Origin of the sequence: Streptomyces avidinii, assembly GCF_045161815.1 — a bacterium.
Lineage (GTDB): Bacteria > Actinomycetota > Actinomycetes > Streptomycetales > Streptomycetaceae > Streptomyces > Streptomyces avidinii.
Map to the genome: position 1 here is coordinate 1,772,656 of NZ_CP108863.1, position 19,412 is coordinate 1,792,067.

Sequence of the window (19,412 nt, forward strand, 5' to 3'; positions counted from 1 at the left end):
CGGGCGCCCCGGTCCCGCCGGGCGGCCGCCGCGGCTCACACCGGCTTCCCGCTGCCGCTCAGCCGATCCCCGAGGGGACTGCGGCGGTAGAGGACCTGCCGTCCGTGGCGCGCCCGGGAGACGAGGCCGGTGGCGTACAGCACGCCCAGGTGCTGGGAGACGGCGCTCGGGGTGACCCCGAGGCGCCGGGCGAGCTCGACCGTGGGCAGCGGCTCGTCGAGCAGGCCGAGCAGCCTCGCCTTGGGCGCGCCCAGCAGGGACGCCAGGGCGGCCGTGTCGGCGACCGGCTCGCGTTCCCACAGGGTCGCCACACCGCGGCTCGGGTACGCCAGCGTCGGTGCCTCCTCCGGGCTGACCGGCGGTGCGGGCTTGTGCGCGAACACGGAGGGTACGAGGAGCAGTCCGCGGCCGGACGCCACGACGCGATGCCGGCTGAGCATCTGTCCGATGTGCAGCACGCCGCCCTGCCAGCGCAGGTTCGGGTGCATGTCGGCGAAGAGGAGCCGGGCTCCGCCCATGGCCAGTTGCCGCGCGCGGTAGGTCATGTCGGCCTCCAGCAGGAGGCGCATCCGCGGCCACACCGGCCGGACTGCGGCCTCCCAGTACTGGCGCAGGAGCGCGCACAGGGCGTCGCGGAGGGCGAGGACGGGCCCGTCACCGGGGGCGAGGGCGGCGCGCAGCGGGGCGGGGAGCGGGTCGGGGGCGTGCGCGGCCAGCAGATCGCGTCGGACCAGGTCGGGGGGCGTCCGGCGGACCGTGGCCAGTTCCTCCTCGAAGGAGGGGGCGAAGCCCGCGGGCCTCGGGGTCAGGAAGTCGGGCAGGGTGCGCCGTACCGCGACCACGGACATCAGCAGTTCGGTGTCGAGCCCGTCGAGTGCGCCGAGGACCGACCTGCGCCAGGGGAGGTGGAGGGCGGAGAGCCCCGGCTCGCGCAGCACGCGCAGGCTGAGCACCGTCTCGTACAGGGGCGACAGCGCGAAGCGGGTGTCGGCGAGGTCCTCCACGCCGAGTTCGAAGCTGATCATTGAGGCATACGCTACATCGATTGGCGCGGGGCCGGACGTGCCGTGGACTCCGCTCCATGACAAGTCCCCTCGTGGCAGACGCCGCCCACCGACGGCCCGGAATGAGCCGCCGGTTGCTCCTGCTGCTCACCCTGACCTGCGCCGTCGGCGTGGGAACCGTCTACTTCCCGCAGGCGATCAGCCCCCTGGTCGTCGCGGCCCTGCACGAGTCGCCCGGTTCCGCCACGCTCGTGGTGACCGCGATCCAGATCGGCTACACGGCCGGGATCTTCCTGCTGGTGCCGCTGGGCGACCGGCTGCCGCACCGCCCGTTCCTGGTCACCCTGCTGGCCCTGACCGGCGTCGGTCTGCTGGCCGCGGGCTGCGCCCCGGGGCTGGCCCCGTTGATCGCCGCGGCGGCCGTCGTCGGCGTGACCACGGTGGCCGCGCAGGTCATCGGTCCGCTGGCGGCGGGGCTGGTGACCGCCGAGCGCAGGGGAGCCGTACTGGGCACCCTGCTGAGCGGTTCGACCGGCGGCATGCTCTTGGCCCGCACCTTCGGCGGCACGCTCGGCGAATGGCTGGGGTGGCGCGCCCCCTATCTGGTGGCCGGGGCCGTGGCCCTGGTCCTCGCGGCCGTACTGGCCCGCACCCTGCCGGTCACCGTCCCGGGCTCGCGGCAGCGGTACCCGGCGCTGCTGGCCGAGCCGCTGCGCCTGCTGCGGACCGAGCCGGAACTGCGCCGCTCCTGCCTCTACCAGGCGACGGTGTTCGGCGGGTTCTCGGCGGTCTGGACCTGCCTGGCGCTGCTGCTCACCGGCCCGGCCTACGGCCTGGGCGCCCACGCGGTGGGGATGCTCGCCCTGGTGGGCGCGGCCACCATGCTGTGCACCCCGTACGCCGGGCGCCTGGTGGACCGTGCGGGAGCGGACCGGGTGAACCTCGTCTGCCTGATCGGGGTCCTCGTCTCGGCGGCGGTCCTCGCGGCGGGCGCCCGGGGCGGGGCGGCCGGTCTCGTCGCGCTGGCGGGCGGCACCCTGCTGCTCGACATCGCGATGCAGTCCGGCATGGTCGCCAACCAGGCCCGGGTGTACGCCCTGCGCGCCGACGCCCGGAGCCGGCTCAACACCGCCTACATGACCTGCGCCTACCTGGGCGGCAGCGCCGGGTCCTGGGTCGGCGTGCGGATCTACGGCAGGACCGGCTGGCAGGGCGTGTGCGCGCTGGTGGCCGTGCTGGCCGGGATCGCCCTGGCCCGCCATCTCGTGGGGCTCCACGGGCGCGGGCCGGACGCACGACAGGCGGGGGACGGTGGGCGGGCGAACCGATGCCCGTCGGCATCGGTTGCCCTCCCCGTGTCCCCCGCCTGTCGAAGCAGCCGGTCGAACGGCGAGCGTTCTGACGGATCCCTGACGGATCAGACCGCCGGAACCGGGTAGGTCGGGTACTCCACGCCGGACACGTGCTGGACCACACGGATGACCTGGCAGGAGTAGCCGAACTCGTTGTCGTACCAGAGGTAGAGGATGGCGTTGTCGCCGTCCACCTTGGTGGCGCCCGCGTCGACGATCGAGGCGTGGCGCGAGCCGACGAAGTCCATGGAGACCGCGTCGGGCGCCGTGGTGAAGTCGATCTGGCGCTTGAGCGGCGAGTGCAGCGAGACGTCGCGGAGGTAGTCGAGGACCTCTTCGCGGGTGGTCTCACGGCCCAGGCGCAGGCTCAGGATGGCGATCGAGACGTCCGGGACGGGGACGCGGATCGAGCTGCCGGTGATCGGCGCCTTCAGGTCCGGCAGCGCCTTGGCGACGGCGGAGGCCGCACCGGTCTCGGTGATGACCATGTTGAGCGGCGCGGAGCGGCCACGACGGTCGGCCTTGTGGTAGTTGTCCAGCAGGTTCTGGTCGTTCGTGAACGAGTGGACGGTCTCCACGTGACCGCGCAGGACACCGTACTCGTCGTCCATGGCCTTGAGCGGCGGGACGATCGCGTTGGTGGTGCAGGAGGCGCAGGACAGGATCTGCTCGTCCGGCTTGATGGTGTCGTGGTTGACGCCGTGGACGATGTTCGGGACGTCGCCCTTGCCCGGAGCGGTCAGCACGACCTTGTCGATGCCGGGGCGCAGGTGCTTGGACAGGCCCTCACGGTCACGCCACTTGCCCGTGTTGTCGATGAGGATGGCGTCCTTGATGCCGTGCTCGGTGTAGTCCACCTCGGACGGGTCGTTCGCGTAGATCACCTTGATGGCATTGCCGTTGGCGATGATCGTGCTGTTCGCCTCGTCCACGGTGATCGTGCCCTGGAACTGGCCGTGGATCGAGTCGCGGCGCAGCAGCGAGGCGCGCTTGACGATGTCCTGGTCGCCGCCCTGACGGACGACGATGGCGCGCAGGCGCAGGCCGTTGCCGGAGCCGGCCTTCTCGATCAGCAGGCGGGCGACGAGGCGGCCGATGCGGCCGAAGCCGTACAGGACGACATCGCGGCCCTCGCTGCGCTCGATCTTGTTCGCGCCGGTGGCGCCGGCGACGGCCTCGGCGGTGAACTCGGCCACCGACAGGCCGCGGTCGTCGCTCTTGTAGTCCGCGGCGAGCATGCCGATGTCGATCTGGGACGGGCCGAGATCGAGCGTGGTGAGCACCTGCAGGAACGGCAGCGTCTCGGTGACCGAGAGCTCCTCACCGTCGATCTGCCGGGCGAATCGGTGGGTCTTGAGGATGCTGACCACCGACTTGTTCACCAGGGATCGGCTGTGGAGCAGGATCGTGACGTCCCGCTCCCGGTGCAGCTTCCCGATGATCGGGATCATCGACTCCGCGATCTCCTCGCGGTTCTTCCAGCTGGTGAACGAGTCCTCATTGACAGTCACAGGATTATCTTTCGAGCTAGGCGGTGCTCATATGCTAACCCGCCGCCATGTTGGTCACTTAAGCGGTACCCACCGTGTCGGGAACGGGCACTATGTGACATGAATTTGTACGTTTTTTCAATGGTTTGCCGCTAGAAGGTGCCCCGGAGCCGCAGCCCGAGCGGACGGCCGTCCGGGTCGACGAGCAGGTGGTGCAGCGGGGTCGCGAGCAGCCGCCGGGTCGCGGCAAGGTCCGGGGACGCGTACCGGCGCAGCCGTCCCGGCGGCCGTGGACCGGGGCGGCCGCCCGCGTACCAGGCGTCCAGGGCCGCCGCGCGCGCGGTGAAGGCATCGAAGGCGGCCACCGGGTCGCAGAGCTCGTCCGCCGCCCCGGCCTCGGTGTGCTCGCACATGAGCTCCAGGCGCAGCGCCCGGGCGAAGGCCCGCGCGCCGTCCCCCAGCCCTCCCGGATCGGCCGGCCGGCGCGGGTCCGGGCGCTCGTCGTACACGGCGCAGCCCAGCTCGGAATCGTGCGTCCACGAACGGAGGTTGATGTTGTCGGAGCCGACCGAGGCCCAGACGTCGTCGATCACGCACACCTTGGCGTGGACGTAGACCGGTGTTCCCGCCCGGTTCTCCAGGCCGTACACCGCGACCCGGTCGCCGCCGGCCCGGCGCAGCTCGTCCAGGGCCGTGATCCGCCCGATCAGGTTCATCGGCAGGGTGAGCGGCCCGTCCTGCTCCGGGATGCTGGGGACGACCGCGATCACCCGCAGCCGCGGGTGATCGCGCAGCGCCCGGGCGAAGCGGTCCACCACCCTGGGCGACCAGAGGTACTGGTCCTCCAGGTAGATCAGCGTCCGGGCCCGGCGCAGCGCCTTGGTGTACCCGCGGGCGATGCTGCGCTCGCCGTCCGGGGCGAAGGGGTAGCCGGACAGCAGGCGGTTCGGATAGGTCCGCAGCAGTTGGACGGTGTGCGTGCCGCAGGGCGCCGGATCGGGGGACTGCGGGGGCAGCGGGTCCGCGCTGATGTCCTCGCGGTGGATCCGCTCCCGCAGCCGGACGAGCGGGCTGCGGCTGAGCGGGGCCGGGTCCTGCCAGCGCTCGCGGAAGACGGCCTCGACGTCACCCACGACCGGCCCGCGCAGGGCGAGCTGGACGTCGTGCCAGGGCGGATGCGGTCCGTAGGCGCGGGCCAGGGGGAGCGACTGGCGGTCGCCCCGGTGCGAGGCGTCGTCGTTGCGGTTGCGACAGAGGTCGATCCCGCCGACGTAGGCGACGTCCAGCTCCGGACGGCCGCGGTGCCGCAGCACCACCAGTTTCTGGTGGTGGGAGCCGCCGGGCCGGACCCGCATGTCGAGCAGGCACTCTCCGCCGGCCCGCGCGAGCTCCTTGCCGAAGCGGAGGTTCTCCTCTTGGCTGAAGTGAAGACTGTCCAGGTGGGACCGCCACAGCAGCCCCTTGACGAGGACGCCGCGCTCGGCCGCCCGGCACAGGACTGCGCCGATCTCGGTGCCGGGCCCGGCGAGCCGCTCGTCCGGGTCGCCGCGCCAGTCGGTGAACAGCAGCAGGTCGCCCGGGCCCATCGCGCGGACGGCCGCGAGGAGTTCCGCGAAGTACACGGCGCCGTGGACCAGGGGCCGTACGTGGTTGCCCGTGGACCAGGCCGTGCCGTCGGCGCGGCGGTGGTCCAGGCGCGTCGCGGGGTTGCCGCGTTCAGCGGGGAGCAGGAGCCAGTCGGCGTGTGTCACGGCACCGGCTCCCCGGCTGCGCGCTACCAGGAGTGACGGCGGTCATGTGGTCCTCCGATCGCGCCGGTGCAGCGCAGTTCCAGGGCCGGTGGAGCGCAGTTTCAGGCTAGCCGCACCCGGACGCCGCGGCCCGCTCAGCCCACGGGTTCGGCGGCGGCACCGCGCCCGGCCGGGGCCTGCGGCCGGGCGCCCCCGGGCGCCCCGCGGGTCCCGCGGAACACCACGTCCGCCATCCGCCGCTCGGGGCCGCCGCGGCGCAGGAAGCGGTAGCCGAGGAAGGCCGCCGGGCCGAAGAACACCTGGGCCGGGACGAGGGTCGGCGCGTGATCGGTGAACGCCGCGACGATGTGCAGCGTGGCCACGGGTGCGACGGCGCCGAAGAGGGTGACCAGCGCGATCCCGGTCCGCAGCCCCCGGGTCCCGTACGCCTTGTAGGCGGTGGTGGTGAACAGGGCGTAGGCCAGCAGGTCGCCCATGCCGACCACGGCGCCCAGGTCCTCGCCGATGCGCAGGCCCGCGGCGGGTGCGTACGGGTATCCCTGGACGGCGTCGGACAGTTCCTGGGTCAGCGGGACGACCCAGGCGAAGAAGGCGTCGTAGGCGGTGAGCGCGAGCAGGAACCACGCGACGTTCTTCAGCCGCATGCCCCCCTGCACGTTGAGGTTCGTGGCGGAGACGACGATCAGCAGGACGACGGCGCTGTTCGCCACCCAGTACGGCGGCGCGGTCTCGCCGAAGGCCATGTGGCAGGCGAGCACGCTCGCGATGAGTACGGCGATCAGCGCCCACCGCAGTCGGCCGTTGCCGATCAGGGGCTGGTAGCCGACCGACAGCCCGCCGGCGAAGACCAGGGCGAGCACCACCGGCAGGACCGCCCCCGGCAGCGTCAGGTAGATGTACGGCAGCGCCAGGACGAAGCCCATCATCATGAAGATGTCGCTGCCGTTGAAGACGCCGACGGGCGGCCTCGGGGTGCGCACGGCACGGAAGTAGGCGATCGCGCCGACGCACACGCCGAGCGCCAGGGCGATGGTGACCGCGAGCTGGAAGAAGACCGTCATGCGTGGCTCCGGGTGAAGGTGTGCTCCAACAGGTCGCAGCGGAGGGGGAAGCGGCGCGCGGCCTCCTCGTCGTCCACCGGCAGGACCGTGACGCGGGCGTCGATGCCCCGTTCCCGCAGCCGCTCGGCCGCCTCCGCCTCGGTGACCTCCTTGGAGGCGACCTCCACGTGGAGCCGGCCGTCGTCCCCGACCTCGGCCCGGTGGCGCAGCGGCCACGGCAGACCGGGGGTGCCGTCCAGCGCCTCCAGGATGTCGCGCGGGGTCACCAGGCCCTCGACGGTGCGGTGCAGCGTGCCCGCCTTGCCGAGGATGTGGGAGACCGCGGGCACGGCCGCCAGCTCGCAGTCCGGTTCGCCGTCCAGGGTGCGGACCACGTCACCGGTGTTGTAGCGCAGGACCGGCATGCACTCCCGGTAGGGGAAGTAGGGCGTGACCGTCAGTTCGCCGAGCCGGCCGGGTCCGGCGGGCTCGCCGGTCGTCAGGTCGAGGACCTCGGTGTAGCCCATGTTCGGGTCGATGTGGAGGTGCCGCTTGCTGCAGGTGCGGCCGCCGACCGGCAGCAGCTCGGTCATGCCGAAGGCGTCCCCGACCGTCCGGGCCCCGAACGTCTCGCGCAGGGCGTCCGCGAGGCTGCGCGACAGCATCTCCCCGCCGGCGTAGATCGCCCGCAGTCCGAAGTCGTCGGGCCCGTAGCCGCGTCGCCGCGCGGCGGTCACCAGCTGGCCGAGGTAACTGGGGTTGCCCGTGAGGATGGTGGGCCGGGTTCCGCCGACCGGGGTGAGCAGGTGCTCGACGGACTCCTCCGGCGGGATCTGTCCCACGACGTGGCACGAGGCGTTGGCGAGCCGGCACACCTCGACGTCCTCCTGCACGGCGGCCGTCGCCCGCGAGCTGAGGTTGATCTGCATGCGGTCGCCGGGCCCGAGATCGCCGCGCAGCACCAGGGACAGGGCGATGAGTGCGGGCCAGAGTTCCATCTCGTAGCGGGAGAGCCAGATCTGCACCGGGCGGCCGGTGGTACCGGTCGTCTGGGTCGCCAGGTAGGGGGTGCTGCACAGGAAATCGGCGGGCCGGTCGATGAGGTCGGCCTTGCGGGTCACCGGAATCCTGGTGAGCGTCTCGGCGGTCAGGCCGTCGAGGTCGATGCCGGCGAGCCGCTCCCGGTAGAAGGGGGAGTGCTTGGCCAGTCGGCGCACGGTCCGCTGGAGCGCGCGGTTCTGCAGGTCCCGGCGCTCGTCGGGATCGGCGAACGGTCCGTCGGCCAGTTCGTCCACGTCGTCGCCGAGCGAGCCGAACTCCTCCAGCGTGAGGAGGGCGTCGGCGACCAGCCGCTCGACGGCCCGTACGTTCAGCCGCCGGCCGAACACCATCGCCATGGCCACCCGTACCTGGCGGACACCGGTCTCCAGCACTCATACCTCCCTGGGGCGTGGCGAAGGGGTGGGAGCGGCGCGCCGCTCCCACCCCTCACTTCATCGTCAGCTGGCGGAACAGGTGGCGAAGAAGACCGCCGTCATGGCGCCCATGACGTACTTGAACTGCTTGGCGCTCGTCTTGATCGCGCTCATCGGATCCTCCTTGTTTCGTTCCGGGCGGACGGTCCTTCGGGCTCCCCTGGGGTCGCCGTAACGTTCCGTCACTTGGACGAGAACACACTGGCGCGATCGCAACACACGGGCAATGATCTGGTCCATTCAACGGACCGGTGAACGGGGCACGGCACCACCGTTACCTCCAACGATCCGGGACGAACGGGGAGTTCTGGACCCATCCGACCGATGGGACCAGATGGGAAAGGGGGACCGCCCATGGCCAGATCCGGTGCAGAGGGGCGGGGCGTACTCGAGGGTGCGTTCGCGTTGATGGAGGTGCTCGCGCAGGGCGACGAAGTCGGCCTGACCCGCCTGGCGACGGACGCGGAACTGCCGAAGGCCACCGCCCACCGGCTGTTGGGGCAGCTGGTGGCACTGGGCGCGGTGCAGAGCCGCGCCGGCCGCTATCGTCTCGGGGCCCGGACCTTCCGGCTGGGACAGGCATGGCACCCCGCGCGTGCGCTGCGCGCGGCATCGGCCCGGCCGCTGCGCGAGCTCGCCTCGGCGAGCGGCCGGCTCAGCCTCAGCCTGTCGGTGGCCGAGGCGGGGCAGACGATCGTCGTCGGGGGGCTGCGCGGCGAGGTGGACGACGTGTTTCCGCTCAGCTCGGGCGTCGTACTGCCGCCCGGGAGCGCGGCCGAGCTGATCCTGGCGGCCTCGGCCCCGTCGGGCGAGCCACCCGCGGGGCGCACGGCCTCCTCGTGGGCCAGGGAGGTCGCGCAGGCCAGGGAGCGGGGGCTCGCGTTCGAGTACGGGCAGTGCGTGAGCTCCCTCTCGTGTGTGTCGGCGCCGATACTCTCCGCGTCCGGGCAGGTGGTGGCCGCCGTGGCGGCGACCAGCCTGGAGGCCGGGCAGATCGCCCCGCTGGGCGAGTCCGTGGCCCGCGCGGCGGCGATGATCAGCGCCAATCTGTCGCGACGGCCGCCCATCGGGGCCCGGCCCCACCGCGAGTGGCCCGACCGGCCCGCGGGCACCCCGGCCCCGCACCCCGTCCTGGCCGGTCCGCGCTAGGCCGTCTGCCGACCGGACGGTGGGGCCGTCTGAGGATTCGTCCGGAATCGGCCCCACCGTCCGGCCGGAGTGCCGACGGAGGGTGACCGTGACACGCTGAATCGGGGGATCGCCGATCCTGGCGCGCCAGGTCGGCTCTGTCACCGAGGAGATCGACATGGCCAGTGACGCCAGCAGACCCCGGACAAGCCAGCAGCCCAGCGCCTGGCACGCGCCCACATCGGGCACCACGATCACGGCGGGCGCCCTGATGGTCTTCGGCGGCGCGATGGCGATCTTCGAGGGGATCGCGGCCCTCGCCAGGGACGATCTGTTCGTCGTGACGCGGCACTACGTGTTCGAGTTCAGCCTGACGGGCTGGGGCTGGGTCCACCTGATCCTGGGCATCGCCCTCGTCATCGCCGGCTGCGCGGTGTTCACCGGAGCCCTGTGGGCGCGGTTCTTCGGTGTGGCCGTCGCCGGCCTGGCGGCGATCGCGAACTTCCTGTGGGTGCCGTACTACCCCTGGTGGGCCCTGACCCTGGTCGCCGTCAACCTGTTCGTGGTCTGGGCGCTGTGCGCCGGCATGCACCGGGAGGCCGACACGGGCGCGACCGCCTGACCTCGGCCGCAGCACGTCCGGGAGGGTGGAGAACGACCGAAGGGCCGATCCGGATTGCTCCGGATCGGCCCTTCGGTCTACGACTCTTACGAGTCGGGACGACAGGATTTGAACCTGCGACCCCTTGACCCCCAGTCAAGTGCGCTACCAAGCTGCGCCACGTCCCGATGCGCGCTGACCTGGGCTTTCCCCTGGTTGAACGCGCAGGAGAACGATACCGCACTTCATGGGGTGGTCGCGCCCACCTTTTCCGCCGACGGTTGCGCGTCGGCGTGCGCGTCCGCCGCGGCGTGCGCCTGCGCGTCCGTCTGCGCGTCCGTCTGCGCCGCTGTCAGCGCGTCCCGGGAACGCGGCCGGGTCGCGGCCTTCAGGACGCGGCGGCCCAGGTTCTGGAAGGGCAGCTCCACCAGGCGATAGGTGAGGTAGCTGAGGAGCAGCAGCACGGCCGTGAACACGCCGAACTGGACGAAGCGGCCGGTCCAGCTCTCGAACGGGGCACGTCCTTCCAGCAGCCACTTCATGCCGTGGATCACCGGGTTGTGCAGGAGGTACAGCGAGTAGCTGATCGCGCCGAGCCAGCTCAGCCAGCGCGGGAAGCGGCGCTTCCGCAGCAGCATGCCCACGGCGAAGACCGCCCACGCGCCCGCGTAGGCGAAGGACCAGGCCATCCACGACTCGCTCCAGGTCCGCGAGAGGGCCGGGCCCCGGTTGTACAGGTAGCCGACGAGGAAGCCGCAGGCGACGACGAAGGCGCAGGACAGGAGGGCCTGGGCACGTTCGATCTGGCGGTGCTCCAGGCGGTACAGCACGGTGCCGGAGAACATGGTCGCGAAGATCATCATGGTCTCGAAGGCCGCGGCCCGGCTGTTGAGCGTGATCAGCAGGAGGCCGAGGCCACCCAGGAGCACCGCTCCGGTCCGGGTCAGCGCCGGCTTGCCGGTCATGATGCACGCCATCGCCATCAGCACGATGGTGGCGCAGGCCACGACCAGGTGGCGGGTGGACGTCAGGTTCACCGAGATCGCGCCGAGGGCGAGCCAGCCGCCGAGGAGCAGGGCCACCGCGGCGAAGCCGACGGCTATGGGCGCGCTCTTGCGGTGCCAGCCCAGTGCGAACAGTGCCGTGACGAAGTAGTAGAAGACCATCTCGTACGTGAGGGTCCACATCACGCCGATCACGTTGGGGATGCCCATGAGGTCCTGGATCATCAGCCCGTTGCCGACCAGTGACAGCAGCCCGTGCTGGAAGCCCCAGTCCGCGATCACCGTGTGCGCCCGGGGCAGGATCAGCAGCGAGGCGACCACCGTGAGGATGACGACCGGGTAGATCCGGAAGATGCGGCCGACCCAGAAGGCGCGTATGTCGCCGCGCCGCTCCAGTGAGGCCGGGATGATGTATCCGCTCACCAGGAAGAACAGCACGACCCCGAAGATGCCCGGGTCCAGGTAATAGGGCACCCGGGTGCCGTGCGGCACCCAGTAGAACGGCAGCGCCAGGTGATACATGGCGACGGAGAGCGCCGCGATACCGCGAAGGGCGTCCAGCCAACCCAGCCGCGCAGCAGCGGAAGAAGTGCCGCCCTCGGCCGCGCCTCGCGCGGCACGCCGGGCAGACGAGCGTTTGGTCAGGTTCACTTCCGGAGGCTAGCCGACATGCAGTGGCACCTCCGTTCGACGAATGCCGCAGAACAGACCAATCGCCACGGTCCTTCCTCAAAATGTGACCGGTTCGGCAGCGGATCCGTCGATTCCGCCGGCTCAGCCCGTGGCGCCGGTCAGCTCCGGATGGGCGGCGATCAGACGCTTGGGCGCCGCCTGGAGCCAGGAGTCGATCAGGATGGAGCGCAGCTCGCCCGTACTCTGCAGCGCCGCCAGCCGGACCCGGATCCAGGCGTAGTTGTCGTCGTGGCCGGCGCGCAGGAAGAACTTCTCCGGCTCCGCCGCGATCAGCTCCGCCCGGTCCTCCTTCGGGCACTTGACCCCGATCGAGGTGTCGTCGTCGGCCAGCGAGACGAAGATCTTCCCGCCGACCCGGAAGGTCGGCATGCCCCACGCGGGCTTCTCCGTGCTGTCCGGGAGCGACAGCGCGATCAGGCGGACGTCCTGCGCGGTTGCGGCCATCCCCGAGACTCCTCTCCAGCCACCGGAAACCCTTGTCCCGCGACCGTAGCGCCCGCCACCGACAATCCCGCTCACCCCCGCCGGTCCTCCCCCGCCACCGCCCCGGGGACCTGCCCCCGGTCCTCCCGTTCGTGCACCAGCGCCACCAGCTCCGCCGCCAGCTCCTTCACCGTGGTGAGCCCCTCGGTCCCCCACCGCCTCGGGACCACGTCCACCGCGCACACCGTGCCCAGCACGATCCCGCGCCGGTCCAGGAGCGGCGCGCCCACGTACGACCGCACCCCGCTCTCGTCCACGACCGCGTTGCCCGCGAAGCGCGCGAAGTCCCGTACGTCCTCCAGCACCAGCGCCCGCCGCCGCACCACCACGTGCGGGCAGTAGCCCTGGTCGCGGGCCAGCACCCGCGCCGGGTAGCCGCTGGCCGGGGCCTCGGCGGCGTGATGCAGTCCGGCGAAGAACTGCCGCTCCTCGCCGATGAAGTTGACCCCCGCGTGCGGTGCGCCGAGCGTGCCCGCGACGCGCCGCGCGAAGGCGTCCAGTTCGGCGTCCGTACGCTCCCCCAGGCCCAGCTCGCGCAACCGGACGGAGCGCACCGGCGCCTCCCGGTCCACCGGTGTGAGCAGCAGATGTCCGGTCGATTCGTAGTAGGTCATAACGGTTCCCCCGACTCCGAAGACATGCACAACAGATGACGGACGAGGGCGGCCAGCGCCCCCGTCCCGGAACTGGTCAGGCGCGCGTCGCACCGTACGACCGGTACCTCGGGCCCGAGCCCCACCGCCTCGCGGACCTCGTCGGGCGCATAGACGTGACCGCCGTCGAACTCGTTGACGGCGAGGATGAAGCCGATGCCGCGCCGCTCGAAGAAGTCCACGGCGGGAAAGCAGTCGGCCAGGCGGCGGGTGTCGGCGAGCACCACCGCCCCGAGCGCGCCCGTGCACAGCTCCTCCCAGAGGAACCAGAAGCGGTGCTGCCCGGGCGTGCCGAAGAGGTAGAGCACGTGGCGCTCGTCGAGGGTGATCCGGCCGAAGTCGAGCGCGACGGTCGTCGTGGTCTTCTCCTCGACCCCGTGCAGCGGATCGGCGCCCGCTCCGAGGCCGCCGATCAGTTCCTCCGTGCAGAGCGGTTCGATCTCGCTCACCGCGCCCACGAAGGTGGTCTTGCCCGCCCCGAACCCGCCCGCGACCAGGATCTTCAGCGTCACGGGCGGGGATCCGGCGGCGGACGCGGGAGCGGAAGGGGGCACGGGAGCGGGGGCGTCACAGTCGTTTGCGCAGGCCATCGAGCACCGCCAGGAGCAGGGACCGGTCATCGGCGGCGAAGGAGCCGCTGGGCGGGAACCGCGGCGCCTGCGCCATCAGGGCCCCGTGTTCCATCAGGTCGGCCAGCAGCACCTTCACCACCACGGCCGGCAGCCGCAGCTGCCCGGCCACCTCGGCCACGGTGACGCTCGCGGCGCCCGCGCAGATCCGCAGCGCAAGGATGTGTTCCGCACCGAGCGGGACGCGCGGCCGCACCCCGGTCGCCGTCACCAGCGAGAGCAGGTCGAGCGCGACGCCCGGTCTGGTCCGCCCCCCGCTGGCGGTGTACGGGCGCATCACCCGGCCCGCCGAGTCGTCGAGCCACGGTGTGTCCCGCCCCTTCGCGTACGCCCCCGTCCCGCGGACCCTCATCGCTCCACGTCGGCGACGGGCCGCCGCGGCGGGGCCGCGAGGCACGGACGGACGCTCTTGACCAGCATCGCCATCTCGTAGCCGAGCACCCCGGCGTCGGCCTCCCGGTCGGCGAGGACCGCCAGGCAGGTCCCGGATCCGGCGGCGCAGACGAAGACGAGCGCGGTGTCCAGTTCGACCACCACCTGCCGCACGTCGGCCCCGGCCGCGAAGCGGGAGCCCGCGCTGCGGCCCAGCGAGTACAGCCCGGACGCGAGGGCCGCCATATGGTCGGCGCTGTCGGCGTCCAGCCCGTACACACAGGTCACGAGCCCGTCCGCGGTGAGCAGTACGGCGCTGCGCGTGTACGGCACGCGCTGCACCAGGCCGCTGAGCAGCCAGTCGAGATCCGAGAGCCGGCTGCCGGTCTTCGTCGCCACTTCGCCGCCCATGGGGGTGCGCTCCTTGCTGAGGGGATCAGGGGTCGGGGTCATACCTGGTTCTCCGACTGGGCGAGGCCGAAGCCGCGTTGGAAGGCGGCCATCAGGCCCGGGTCGTGGACGGGTTGCTCGGGGTCCGCGGCCCGGCGGGGAGCGGGGGCCTCGCGCAGCTGGGGCGCGAGGTGCTCCTGGGCGCGGCGCCGGGGCAGCAGGGGCCGGTCCCCCAGGTCGGGCCCGCCGGGTGCGCAAGGGGACGGGGGCTCGGGGGCCGACCAGGCCACCGCCCCGGTCCCCGGATCCGGCGCGGGACCGCCCCGGGGGGCCGTGGCGGGCGCCGCCCAGGTCATCGCGCCGACGCCGGGCGGCGGATCGGACGGAGGACCGAACGCGGGATCGGCACCGGTCCGGGGGGAGGGCACGGGCCCGACCGGCGTACCGGACCGCGGCGCGGGCAGGGGCGCCGGTTCCGCGACGGTCACCGGTACGGGTGCGGGGCGCGGCCCGGCCCCCGGCAGGTGCATCCGGACCGGCTCCAGCGGCGCGGCCGCCGCCCCCTGCCCGGTCCCCCACGAGGTGGCCCGGGAGCCCCCCGCCGCCTCGGCCGCGGTCGGTGCCTCGGCGCCCAGCACTTCCTGCGGCAGCACCAGCACGGCGAGCACACCGCCGTAGATGTTGGACTTGAGCTCGACGGCGATCCCGTGCCGGCGGGCCAGTGCCGACACCACGAACAGGCCGATCCGTCCGTCCGCCAGCAGGTTCCGGACGCTGACCTGGTCGGGGTCCCCGAGCAGGGCGTTCATCCGGTGCTGTTCCTCGGCCGGCATGCCGAGCCCCCGGTCCTCCACCTCGACGGCGATCCCGGCGGTCACCCGCTCCGCACGCAGCACCACGTCCGTGTCAGGGGCCGAGAACACCGTGGCGTTCTCGACGAGCTCGGCCAGCAGGTGCACCACGTCCGCGACGGCATGCCCGCGGACGCTGCCGCCGGCCGGGGGCACGACCTTGACCCGGGTGTACTGCTCGACCTCCGCCACCGAGGAGCGGAGCACCTCGCTCAGGTCGATGGGACGGGTCCACTGACGCCGGGAGGCGGCGCCGCCCAGTACGGCGAGGTTCTCGGCGTGCCGGCGGATCCGGGTGGCGAGGTGGTCGACGTGGAAGAGCTCCTTGAGCAGGTCCGGGTCCTCGACCGTGTCCTCCAGCTCGTCCAGCAGCGAGATCTCGCGGTGCACGAGGGACTGGAGGCGCCGCGCGAGGTTGACGAAGACCTCGACCTTGCGCTCGCTGTCGGACGGGGCGGCCGGGCCGGCCAGCCGCAGCAGGGTGGTGTGCGCCTGCTCGCGGGCAGTGCGCAGCTCCTGGGAGAGCAGCCAGAACTCGTCCAGGCCGGCCGGGTCCCCGCCGGGGGGCGGGGAGCTCGGGCCACCGCGCACCGGGCGGGACGGGGTCTCGCCCCGGTCCAGCCGGTCGGCGGCCGTGCGCAGCTCGTGGCGGCCGCGCACGCTGGAGCGGCGCAGCGCCTCGCACCGGTCCCGTACGGCCTTGGCGGCGCGCTGGGCCCCGAGAAGGGCGGCCGCGAGGGCGCCGATCACGAGGAGGGCGCAGCCGGTGAGCACCGGCCACAGCCGGGCGTCGCGCTCGCCCGCTCCCCCGCCGAGCTGGAGGGTGAAGATCACCGCGGCGGCGCCGCTGAGCCCGGCGGCGAGCGTGGGCAGTACGGCGGCGCGCACCAGCTGGGGGCGTATCTGCCGGCCGGGACCGGTGACGGCGTGTCTCGACGGGGCGTGGCGGGCGGCGCGGAATCCGGACATCTGGGTCCTCGGTACGTGGGGCCCGGCCCCCAGCGTTCCCGGGGCCCGGTGTTGATCACCGAATACCCACGCTAGACCCCACCGCCACGCCCGGGAGTACCAGTTTGCGAACTTCGTGGGGGTGCTTCCCGCTCCCGGTGGAGCGCTCGCACAGCAGCCCGAATGCGCCGGTCGGGCCCTGTGGACCGCCCCGGCGCCGCCCCGCCGCGGCCGGACGGACCGGTCCGGACGGCCGCCGGCCGCCCCGATGCACCGGGGCGGCCGGTCCCTCCGTCCACGTGGTGCGCTACGACCCGACGGACTCCGGCTTCTCCTGTCCGCCGGCTGCCGCGGACCCCACCCGCGCTGCCGTCCCCGCCACCGCCCCGGCGCCCAGCGGGGGCACGGACGAAGGACCGTCGACCCGCCCGCCCGCCGTGGCCCCGGCGACGAAGGGCCGCCACCACGGCGTGTGCGGAGCGCCGGAGGCGCCGGGCTCGAACGGCTGGCCCGGGATCGGCAGCGCGATGGCCGCTCCCGCCCCCTCGGCCGCGGTCAGCGTGCCCTCGCCCGGCTCGTCCCACGGGTGCAGGGCCAGGTTGAAGGTGCCCCAGTGGATCGGCAGCATCGTGCCGTGCGGGGTGCCGCCCTGCAGGTCGAGATGGGCGCGCATGCCCTCTTCGGGAGTCATGTGGATGTCGGGCCAGTATTCCGAGTAGGCGCCGATCTGGATCATCGTGGCGTCGAAGGGCCCGTGCTCGGCACCGATCTCCTCGAATCCGGGGAAGTAACCGGTGTCCCCGCTGTGGTAGATCCGGTGCTCGTCGCCCGCGACGACCCAGGAGGCCCACAGGGTGTGCTGCTGATTGCGCAGGCCGCGGCCGCAGAAGTGCCGGGCGGGGGTCGCCGTGAGGGAGAGGCCGGCGATCTCGGTGCTCTCGTTCCAGTCCAGCTCGCGCAGCCGGCCGGCCGGTACGCCCCAGCGCTCCAGGTGCGCGCCGACGCCCAGCGGAACGGCGAAGACCGTGTCCGTGCCGGCCAGCTCCTTGATCGTCGGCAGGTCGAGGTGGTCGTAGTGGTCGTGCGAGATGACCACGACGTCGACCGGGCCCAGGGAGGCCAGCGGGACCGGTACCGGGTGCAGCCGCTTGGGCCCGGCGAAGGGGAAGGGGGAGCACCGCTCGCCCCACACCGGATCGAACAGCACCCGCCGCCCGTCGATCTCCGCGAGCACGCTGGAGTGCCCCATCCAGGTCAGCCGCAGGCCGCTCGCGGGCGGCTTCGCCAGGTCCGCGAGGGTCGTCGGGTGGACCGGGATCGGCGCGGCGGGGCTGCGCCTGACCCGCTGCTCCCGGTGGAAGTAGATCTTGGCGAACTCCGTCATCGAGCCCGAGGGCCTGTTCCGGGCCCCGACCGGGTTCTGGAAGACGCCGTCGGCGAAGTTCGGCGAGCGGCGGATCCGCTCCAGCCGGGCACCGGACGGGTCCGCGCCGAAGGCTTCGGGCCGCAGGGCACGCAGCCGCGGACGCAAGGGACGGGAGCCGGTCAAAGCGCCTCCAGGGAGGATGGGGTCAGGATGGTCGTCGGTCTACGACCATCCCAACGCACACCGGCCCCGAAGGATTCCGCTTGCGGCCCCCGACCCGGCTACAGCGGCAGCAGGTCCGGCCGCTTGGCCTCCACGTGGTCCCCGGAGGACTCCCCGCGCAGCCGCCGGCCGATCCACGGCACGAGGTGATCGCGGGCCCACTGGATGTTGTCGCGGGTCACGTCCACCGAACCGCGCGGCCGCTGCGGGGGCCACGGCTGGTCCGGGTCGGCCGGCACCTCCAGGCCGAGCACCTGCGCGGCGCGCAGCGCGACCCGCGTGTGGCCCTCGGGCGACAGGTGCAGCCGGTCGGTGTCCCAGGCCCGCCGGTCCTGAACGGACTTCAGCGACCAGAGGTCGAGCACCGGGCAGTCGTAGCGGTCGGCGATGGCGCGGACGTGCGCGCTGTACGTCGCGACCTTGCCGCGGAGGTGCTTGAGCACCGGTACGCCGCGGGTGTCGAAGCCCGTGGTGATCATGACCTGGCCGACGGCCCCGGTGAGGTCGGCCACGGCCGCCTCGAAGCGCTCCGCCACGTCGTCCGGGTCGGTCCCGGGCCGGATGATGTCGTTGCCGCCCGCGCAGAAGGTCACGAGGTCCGGCGCGAGGGCCTTGGCTCGCGGGAGCTGGTCGGCCACGATCTGGTCGAGGAGCTTCCCCCGCACCGCCAGATTCGCGTAACGGAAGTCGTGTTCCTCGCGCTGGTCGGCCAGGAGCACGGCGAGCCGGTCCGCCCAGCCGAGATAGGAATCCCCGGGTCCCGGGTCCCCCACGCCTTCGGTGAAGCTGTCCCCGATCGCCGCGTACGAGCCGATGGTCTTGAGTTTCGTCGTCGTCGCTGCCACGGGACAACATCCTTCACTCTCGCAAGCAACCTACGCCAACGTAATGAGGGGTTGACGGACCGTGATCTGTACCACGCGCGGGACAAGGAATAAGTACGCGTGAGGCCGGGACCCCCCTCGGGTCCCGGCCTCACGCGTGTCGTGGTCCGTCGGCGGGTGCCGTCAGAGGCTCGCGCCCTTCGAGCGGAGGTACGCGATCGGGTCCAGGTCCGAGCCGTAGGACGGGCTCGTGCGGATCTCGAAGTGCAGGTGCGGGCCGGTCGAATTGCCGGTGGAGCCGGAGAGGCCGATGCTCTGCCCGGCGGTGACGCTCTGGCCGGAGGAGACGGAGAGCTGGGAGAGGTGGGCGTACTGGGAGTACTTGCCGTCCGCGTGGCGGATGACGACCTCGTTGCCGTACGAGCCGCTCCAGCCGGCGGAGACCACGGTGCCCGCGCCGACGGCCTTGACGCTGGTGCCGGAGCTGGCGATGAAGTCGACGCCGGTGTGGTAGCCGGAGGACCACATGCTGCCGGCGACCTTGTACTGGGTGGAGATCCCGCCACTGACCGGGGCCACGAAGCCGGCGGCCGACTGCGGTGCGGCGGGGGCCTCGGCCGGGGCCTCGGCGGCGGCTTCCCGCTGCGCCGGGGCGGCCTTCGGGGCCTGCTTGCGCTCCTGCTTCGGCGCGGCCTGCCGGGCCGGCTTCGCGTCGGCCTCGGCGGCGGCCGGGGCCGGAGCCGCCTTGCCCGCACCGCCGAGGGTCAGCTTCAGGCCCGGGTGGATCAGCGACGGGTTGCTGCCGACGGCCTCGCGGTTGTCGGCGTACAGCTGCTCCCAGCCGCCGGACAGGTGGCGCTCCGCGGCGATCTTGGAGAGGTAGTCGCCCGGCACCACCGTGTAGACGGACGGCGCGGCCTGCACGGCGGCGACGGGCGCCGTCCGCAGCGCGACCGGAACCTGCGGGGCCACCGCGGGGGCCACCGCGGGAGCGGCGGCCGGAGCACCGGCCGCGTGGGCGCCGGCGGCACCGATCAGCGGCAGCGCGAGGGCGGCGCCACCGGTTCCGGCGACGGCGAAACCGCGCGAAAGGGAAAGGGACTTGGGACGGCGGTGCTTACCCTTTGCAGGCATGA

General features: G+C 72.8%; 18 protein-coding genes and 1 tRNA gene. 3 read left to right on the forward strand and 16 right to left on the reverse strand.

Features of this window, described 5'->3' with window-relative positions:
* Positions 1–35: 35 nt before the first annotated feature.
* A complete protein-coding gene (locus tag OG373_RS07915) occupies positions 36–1,025 on the reverse strand; it encodes a helix-turn-helix domain-containing protein (protein ID WP_405436998.1) in 990 nt (329 codons plus the stop codon).
* Positions 1,026–1,126: 101 nt separating this feature from the next.
* Between OG373_RS07915 and OG373_RS07920 the strand changes: the two genes are divergently transcribed.
* Positions 1,127–2,443: an MFS transporter gene (locus tag OG373_RS07920; protein ID WP_405443983.1), complete on the forward strand. Its 1,317-nt coding sequence runs from the start codon at positions 1,127–1,129 to the stop codon at positions 2,441–2,443.
* Here OG373_RS07920 and OG373_RS07925 read toward each other — a convergent pair.
* From OG373_RS07925 to OG373_RS07940, 4 genes are all read right to left on the reverse strand, one after another.
* Entirely contained in the window at positions 2,422–3,867 is a 1,446-nt protein-coding gene (locus OG373_RS07925; protein ID WP_397729586.1) for a glyceraldehyde-3-phosphate dehydrogenase, read from the reverse strand. The two genes, OG373_RS07920 and OG373_RS07925, sit on opposite strands and share 22 nt — an antisense overlap.
* A 131-nt stretch (positions 3,868–3,998) precedes the next feature.
* A complete protein-coding gene (locus tag OG373_RS07930) occupies positions 3,999–5,597 on the reverse strand; it encodes a phospholipase D family protein (protein WP_405436999.1) in 1,599 nt (532 codons plus the stop codon).
* Positions 5,598–5,731: 134 nt separating this feature from the next.
* On the reverse strand, positions 5,732–6,658 hold the full coding sequence (locus OG373_RS07935) for a hypothetical protein (protein ID WP_405437001.1): 927 nt from the start codon (positions 6,656–6,658) through the stop codon (positions 5,732–5,734).
* On the reverse strand, positions 6,655–8,070 hold the full coding sequence (locus OG373_RS07940) for a phenylacetate--CoA ligase family protein (RefSeq protein WP_405437003.1): 1,416 nt from the start codon (positions 8,068–8,070) through the stop codon (positions 6,655–6,657). Before OG373_RS07940 ends, OG373_RS07935 begins: the two co-directional genes overlap by 4 nt.
* A gap of 396 nt (positions 8,071–8,466) precedes the next feature.
* Between OG373_RS07940 and OG373_RS07945 the strand changes: the two genes are divergently transcribed.
* Positions 8,467–9,261: an IclR family transcriptional regulator gene (locus OG373_RS07945; RefSeq protein ID WP_405437004.1), complete on the forward strand. Its 795-nt coding sequence runs from the start codon at positions 8,467–8,469 to the stop codon at positions 9,259–9,261.
* Positions 9,262–9,418: 157 nt separating this feature from the next.
* Complete coding sequence (locus OG373_RS07950; RefSeq protein ID WP_405437006.1) at positions 9,419–9,862, forward strand: hypothetical protein; 444 nt, start codon at positions 9,419–9,421, stop codon at positions 9,860–9,862.
* A 93-nt stretch (positions 9,863–9,955) separates the two neighbouring features.
* Here the strand turns inward: OG373_RS07950 and OG373_RS07955 are convergent.
* From OG373_RS07955 to OG373_RS08005, 11 genes are all read right to left on the reverse strand, one after another.
* Positions 9,956–10,029 (reverse strand) — tRNA-Pro (locus OG373_RS07955).
* Positions 10,030–10,086: 57 nt separating this feature from the next.
* The gene (locus tag OG373_RS07960; RefSeq protein WP_405437008.1) at positions 10,087–11,496 is read right to left on the reverse strand and encodes an acyltransferase family protein; all 1,410 of its coding nucleotides are present in this window, start codon (positions 11,494–11,496) and stop codon (positions 10,087–10,089) included.
* 123 nt (positions 11,497–11,619) lie between these two features.
* Positions 11,620–11,982, reverse strand: a complete 363-nt coding sequence (locus OG373_RS07965) for an MmcQ/YjbR family DNA-binding protein (protein ID WP_405437010.1) — start codon at positions 11,980–11,982, stop codon at positions 11,620–11,622.
* 71 nt (positions 11,983–12,053) lie between these two features.
* Complete coding sequence (locus OG373_RS07970) at positions 12,054–12,635, reverse strand: GAF domain-containing protein (RefSeq protein ID WP_405437012.1); 582 nt, start codon at positions 12,633–12,635, stop codon at positions 12,054–12,056.
* Complete coding sequence (locus OG373_RS07975) at positions 12,632–13,264, reverse strand: GTP-binding protein (protein ID WP_405437014.1); 633 nt, start codon at positions 13,262–13,264, stop codon at positions 12,632–12,634. Before OG373_RS07975 ends, OG373_RS07970 begins: the two co-directional genes overlap by 4 nt.
* Complete coding sequence (locus OG373_RS07980; RefSeq protein ID WP_405437015.1) at positions 13,242–13,655, reverse strand: DUF742 domain-containing protein; 414 nt, start codon at positions 13,653–13,655, stop codon at positions 13,242–13,244. The genes OG373_RS07975 and OG373_RS07980 overlap by 23 nt, the downstream gene beginning before the upstream one ends.
* A complete protein-coding gene (locus tag OG373_RS07985) occupies positions 13,652–14,086 on the reverse strand; it encodes a roadblock/LC7 domain-containing protein (protein WP_405443984.1) in 435 nt (144 codons plus the stop codon). Before OG373_RS07985 ends, OG373_RS07980 begins: the two co-directional genes overlap by 4 nt.
* Before the next feature lie 38 nt (positions 14,087–14,124).
* Positions 14,125–15,885: an ATP-binding protein gene (locus OG373_RS07990; protein ID WP_405437017.1), complete on the reverse strand. Its 1,761-nt coding sequence runs from the start codon at positions 15,883–15,885 to the stop codon at positions 14,125–14,127.
* A 286-nt stretch (positions 15,886–16,171) separates the two neighbouring features.
* Complete coding sequence (locus OG373_RS07995; protein WP_405437019.1) at positions 16,172–17,413, reverse strand: MBL fold metallo-hydrolase; 1,242 nt, start codon at positions 17,411–17,413, stop codon at positions 16,172–16,174.
* Between the two features lie 98 nt (positions 17,414–17,511).
* On the reverse strand, positions 17,512–18,297 hold the full coding sequence (locus OG373_RS08000) for an SGNH/GDSL hydrolase family protein (protein WP_397729599.1): 786 nt from the start codon (positions 18,295–18,297) through the stop codon (positions 17,512–17,514).
* Positions 18,298–18,459: 162 nt separating this feature from the next.
* The gene (locus OG373_RS08005) at positions 18,460–19,410 is read right to left on the reverse strand and encodes a LysM peptidoglycan-binding domain-containing M23 family metallopeptidase (protein ID WP_405437021.1); all 951 of its coding nucleotides are present in this window, start codon (positions 19,408–19,410) and stop codon (positions 18,460–18,462) included.
* Positions 19,411–19,412: the final 2 nt, after the last annotated feature.

Coding starts and splice junctions, on each gene's coding strand:
- OG373_RS07985 (WP_405443984.1), bottom strand. CDS start 14,086: ATGGGCGGCGAAGTGGCGACGAAGACCGGCAGCCGGCTCTCGGATCTC.
- OG373_RS07935 (WP_405437001.1), bottom strand. CDS start 6,658: ATGACGGTCTTCTTCCAGCTCGCGGTCACCATCGCCCTGGCGCTCGGC.
- OG373_RS07970 (WP_405437012.1), bottom strand. CDS start 12,635: ATGACCTACTACGAATCGACCGGACATCTGCTGCTCACACCGGTGGAC.
- OG373_RS07980 (WP_405437015.1), bottom strand. CDS start 13,655: ATGAGGGTCCGCGGGACGGGGGCGTACGCGAAGGGGCGGGACACACCG.
- OG373_RS07965 (WP_405437010.1), bottom strand. CDS start 11,982: ATGGCCGCAACCGCGCAGGACGTCCGCCTGATCGCGCTGTCGCTCCCG.
- OG373_RS07950 (WP_405437006.1), top strand. CDS start 9,419: ATGGCCAGTGACGCCAGCAGACCCCGGACAAGCCAGCAGCCCAGCGCC.
- OG373_RS07945 (WP_405437004.1), top strand. CDS start 8,467: ATGGCCAGATCCGGTGCAGAGGGGCGGGGCGTACTCGAGGGTGCGTTC.
- OG373_RS07915 (WP_405436998.1), bottom strand. CDS start 1,025: ATGATCAGCTTCGAACTCGGCGTGGAGGACCTCGCCGACACCCGCTTC.
- OG373_RS07975 (WP_405437014.1), bottom strand. CDS start 13,264: ATGGCCTGCGCAAACGACTGTGACGCCCCCGCTCCCGTGCCCCCTTCC.
- OG373_RS07990 (WP_405437017.1), bottom strand. CDS start 15,885: ATGTCCGGATTCCGCGCCGCCCGCCACGCCCCGTCGAGACACGCCGTC.
- OG373_RS07920 (WP_405443983.1), top strand. CDS start 1,127: ATGAGCCGCCGGTTGCTCCTGCTGCTCACCCTGACCTGCGCCGTCGGC.
- OG373_RS08005 (WP_405437021.1), bottom strand. CDS start 19,410: ATGCCTGCAAAGGGTAAGCACCGCCGTCCCAAGTCCCTTTCCCTTTCG.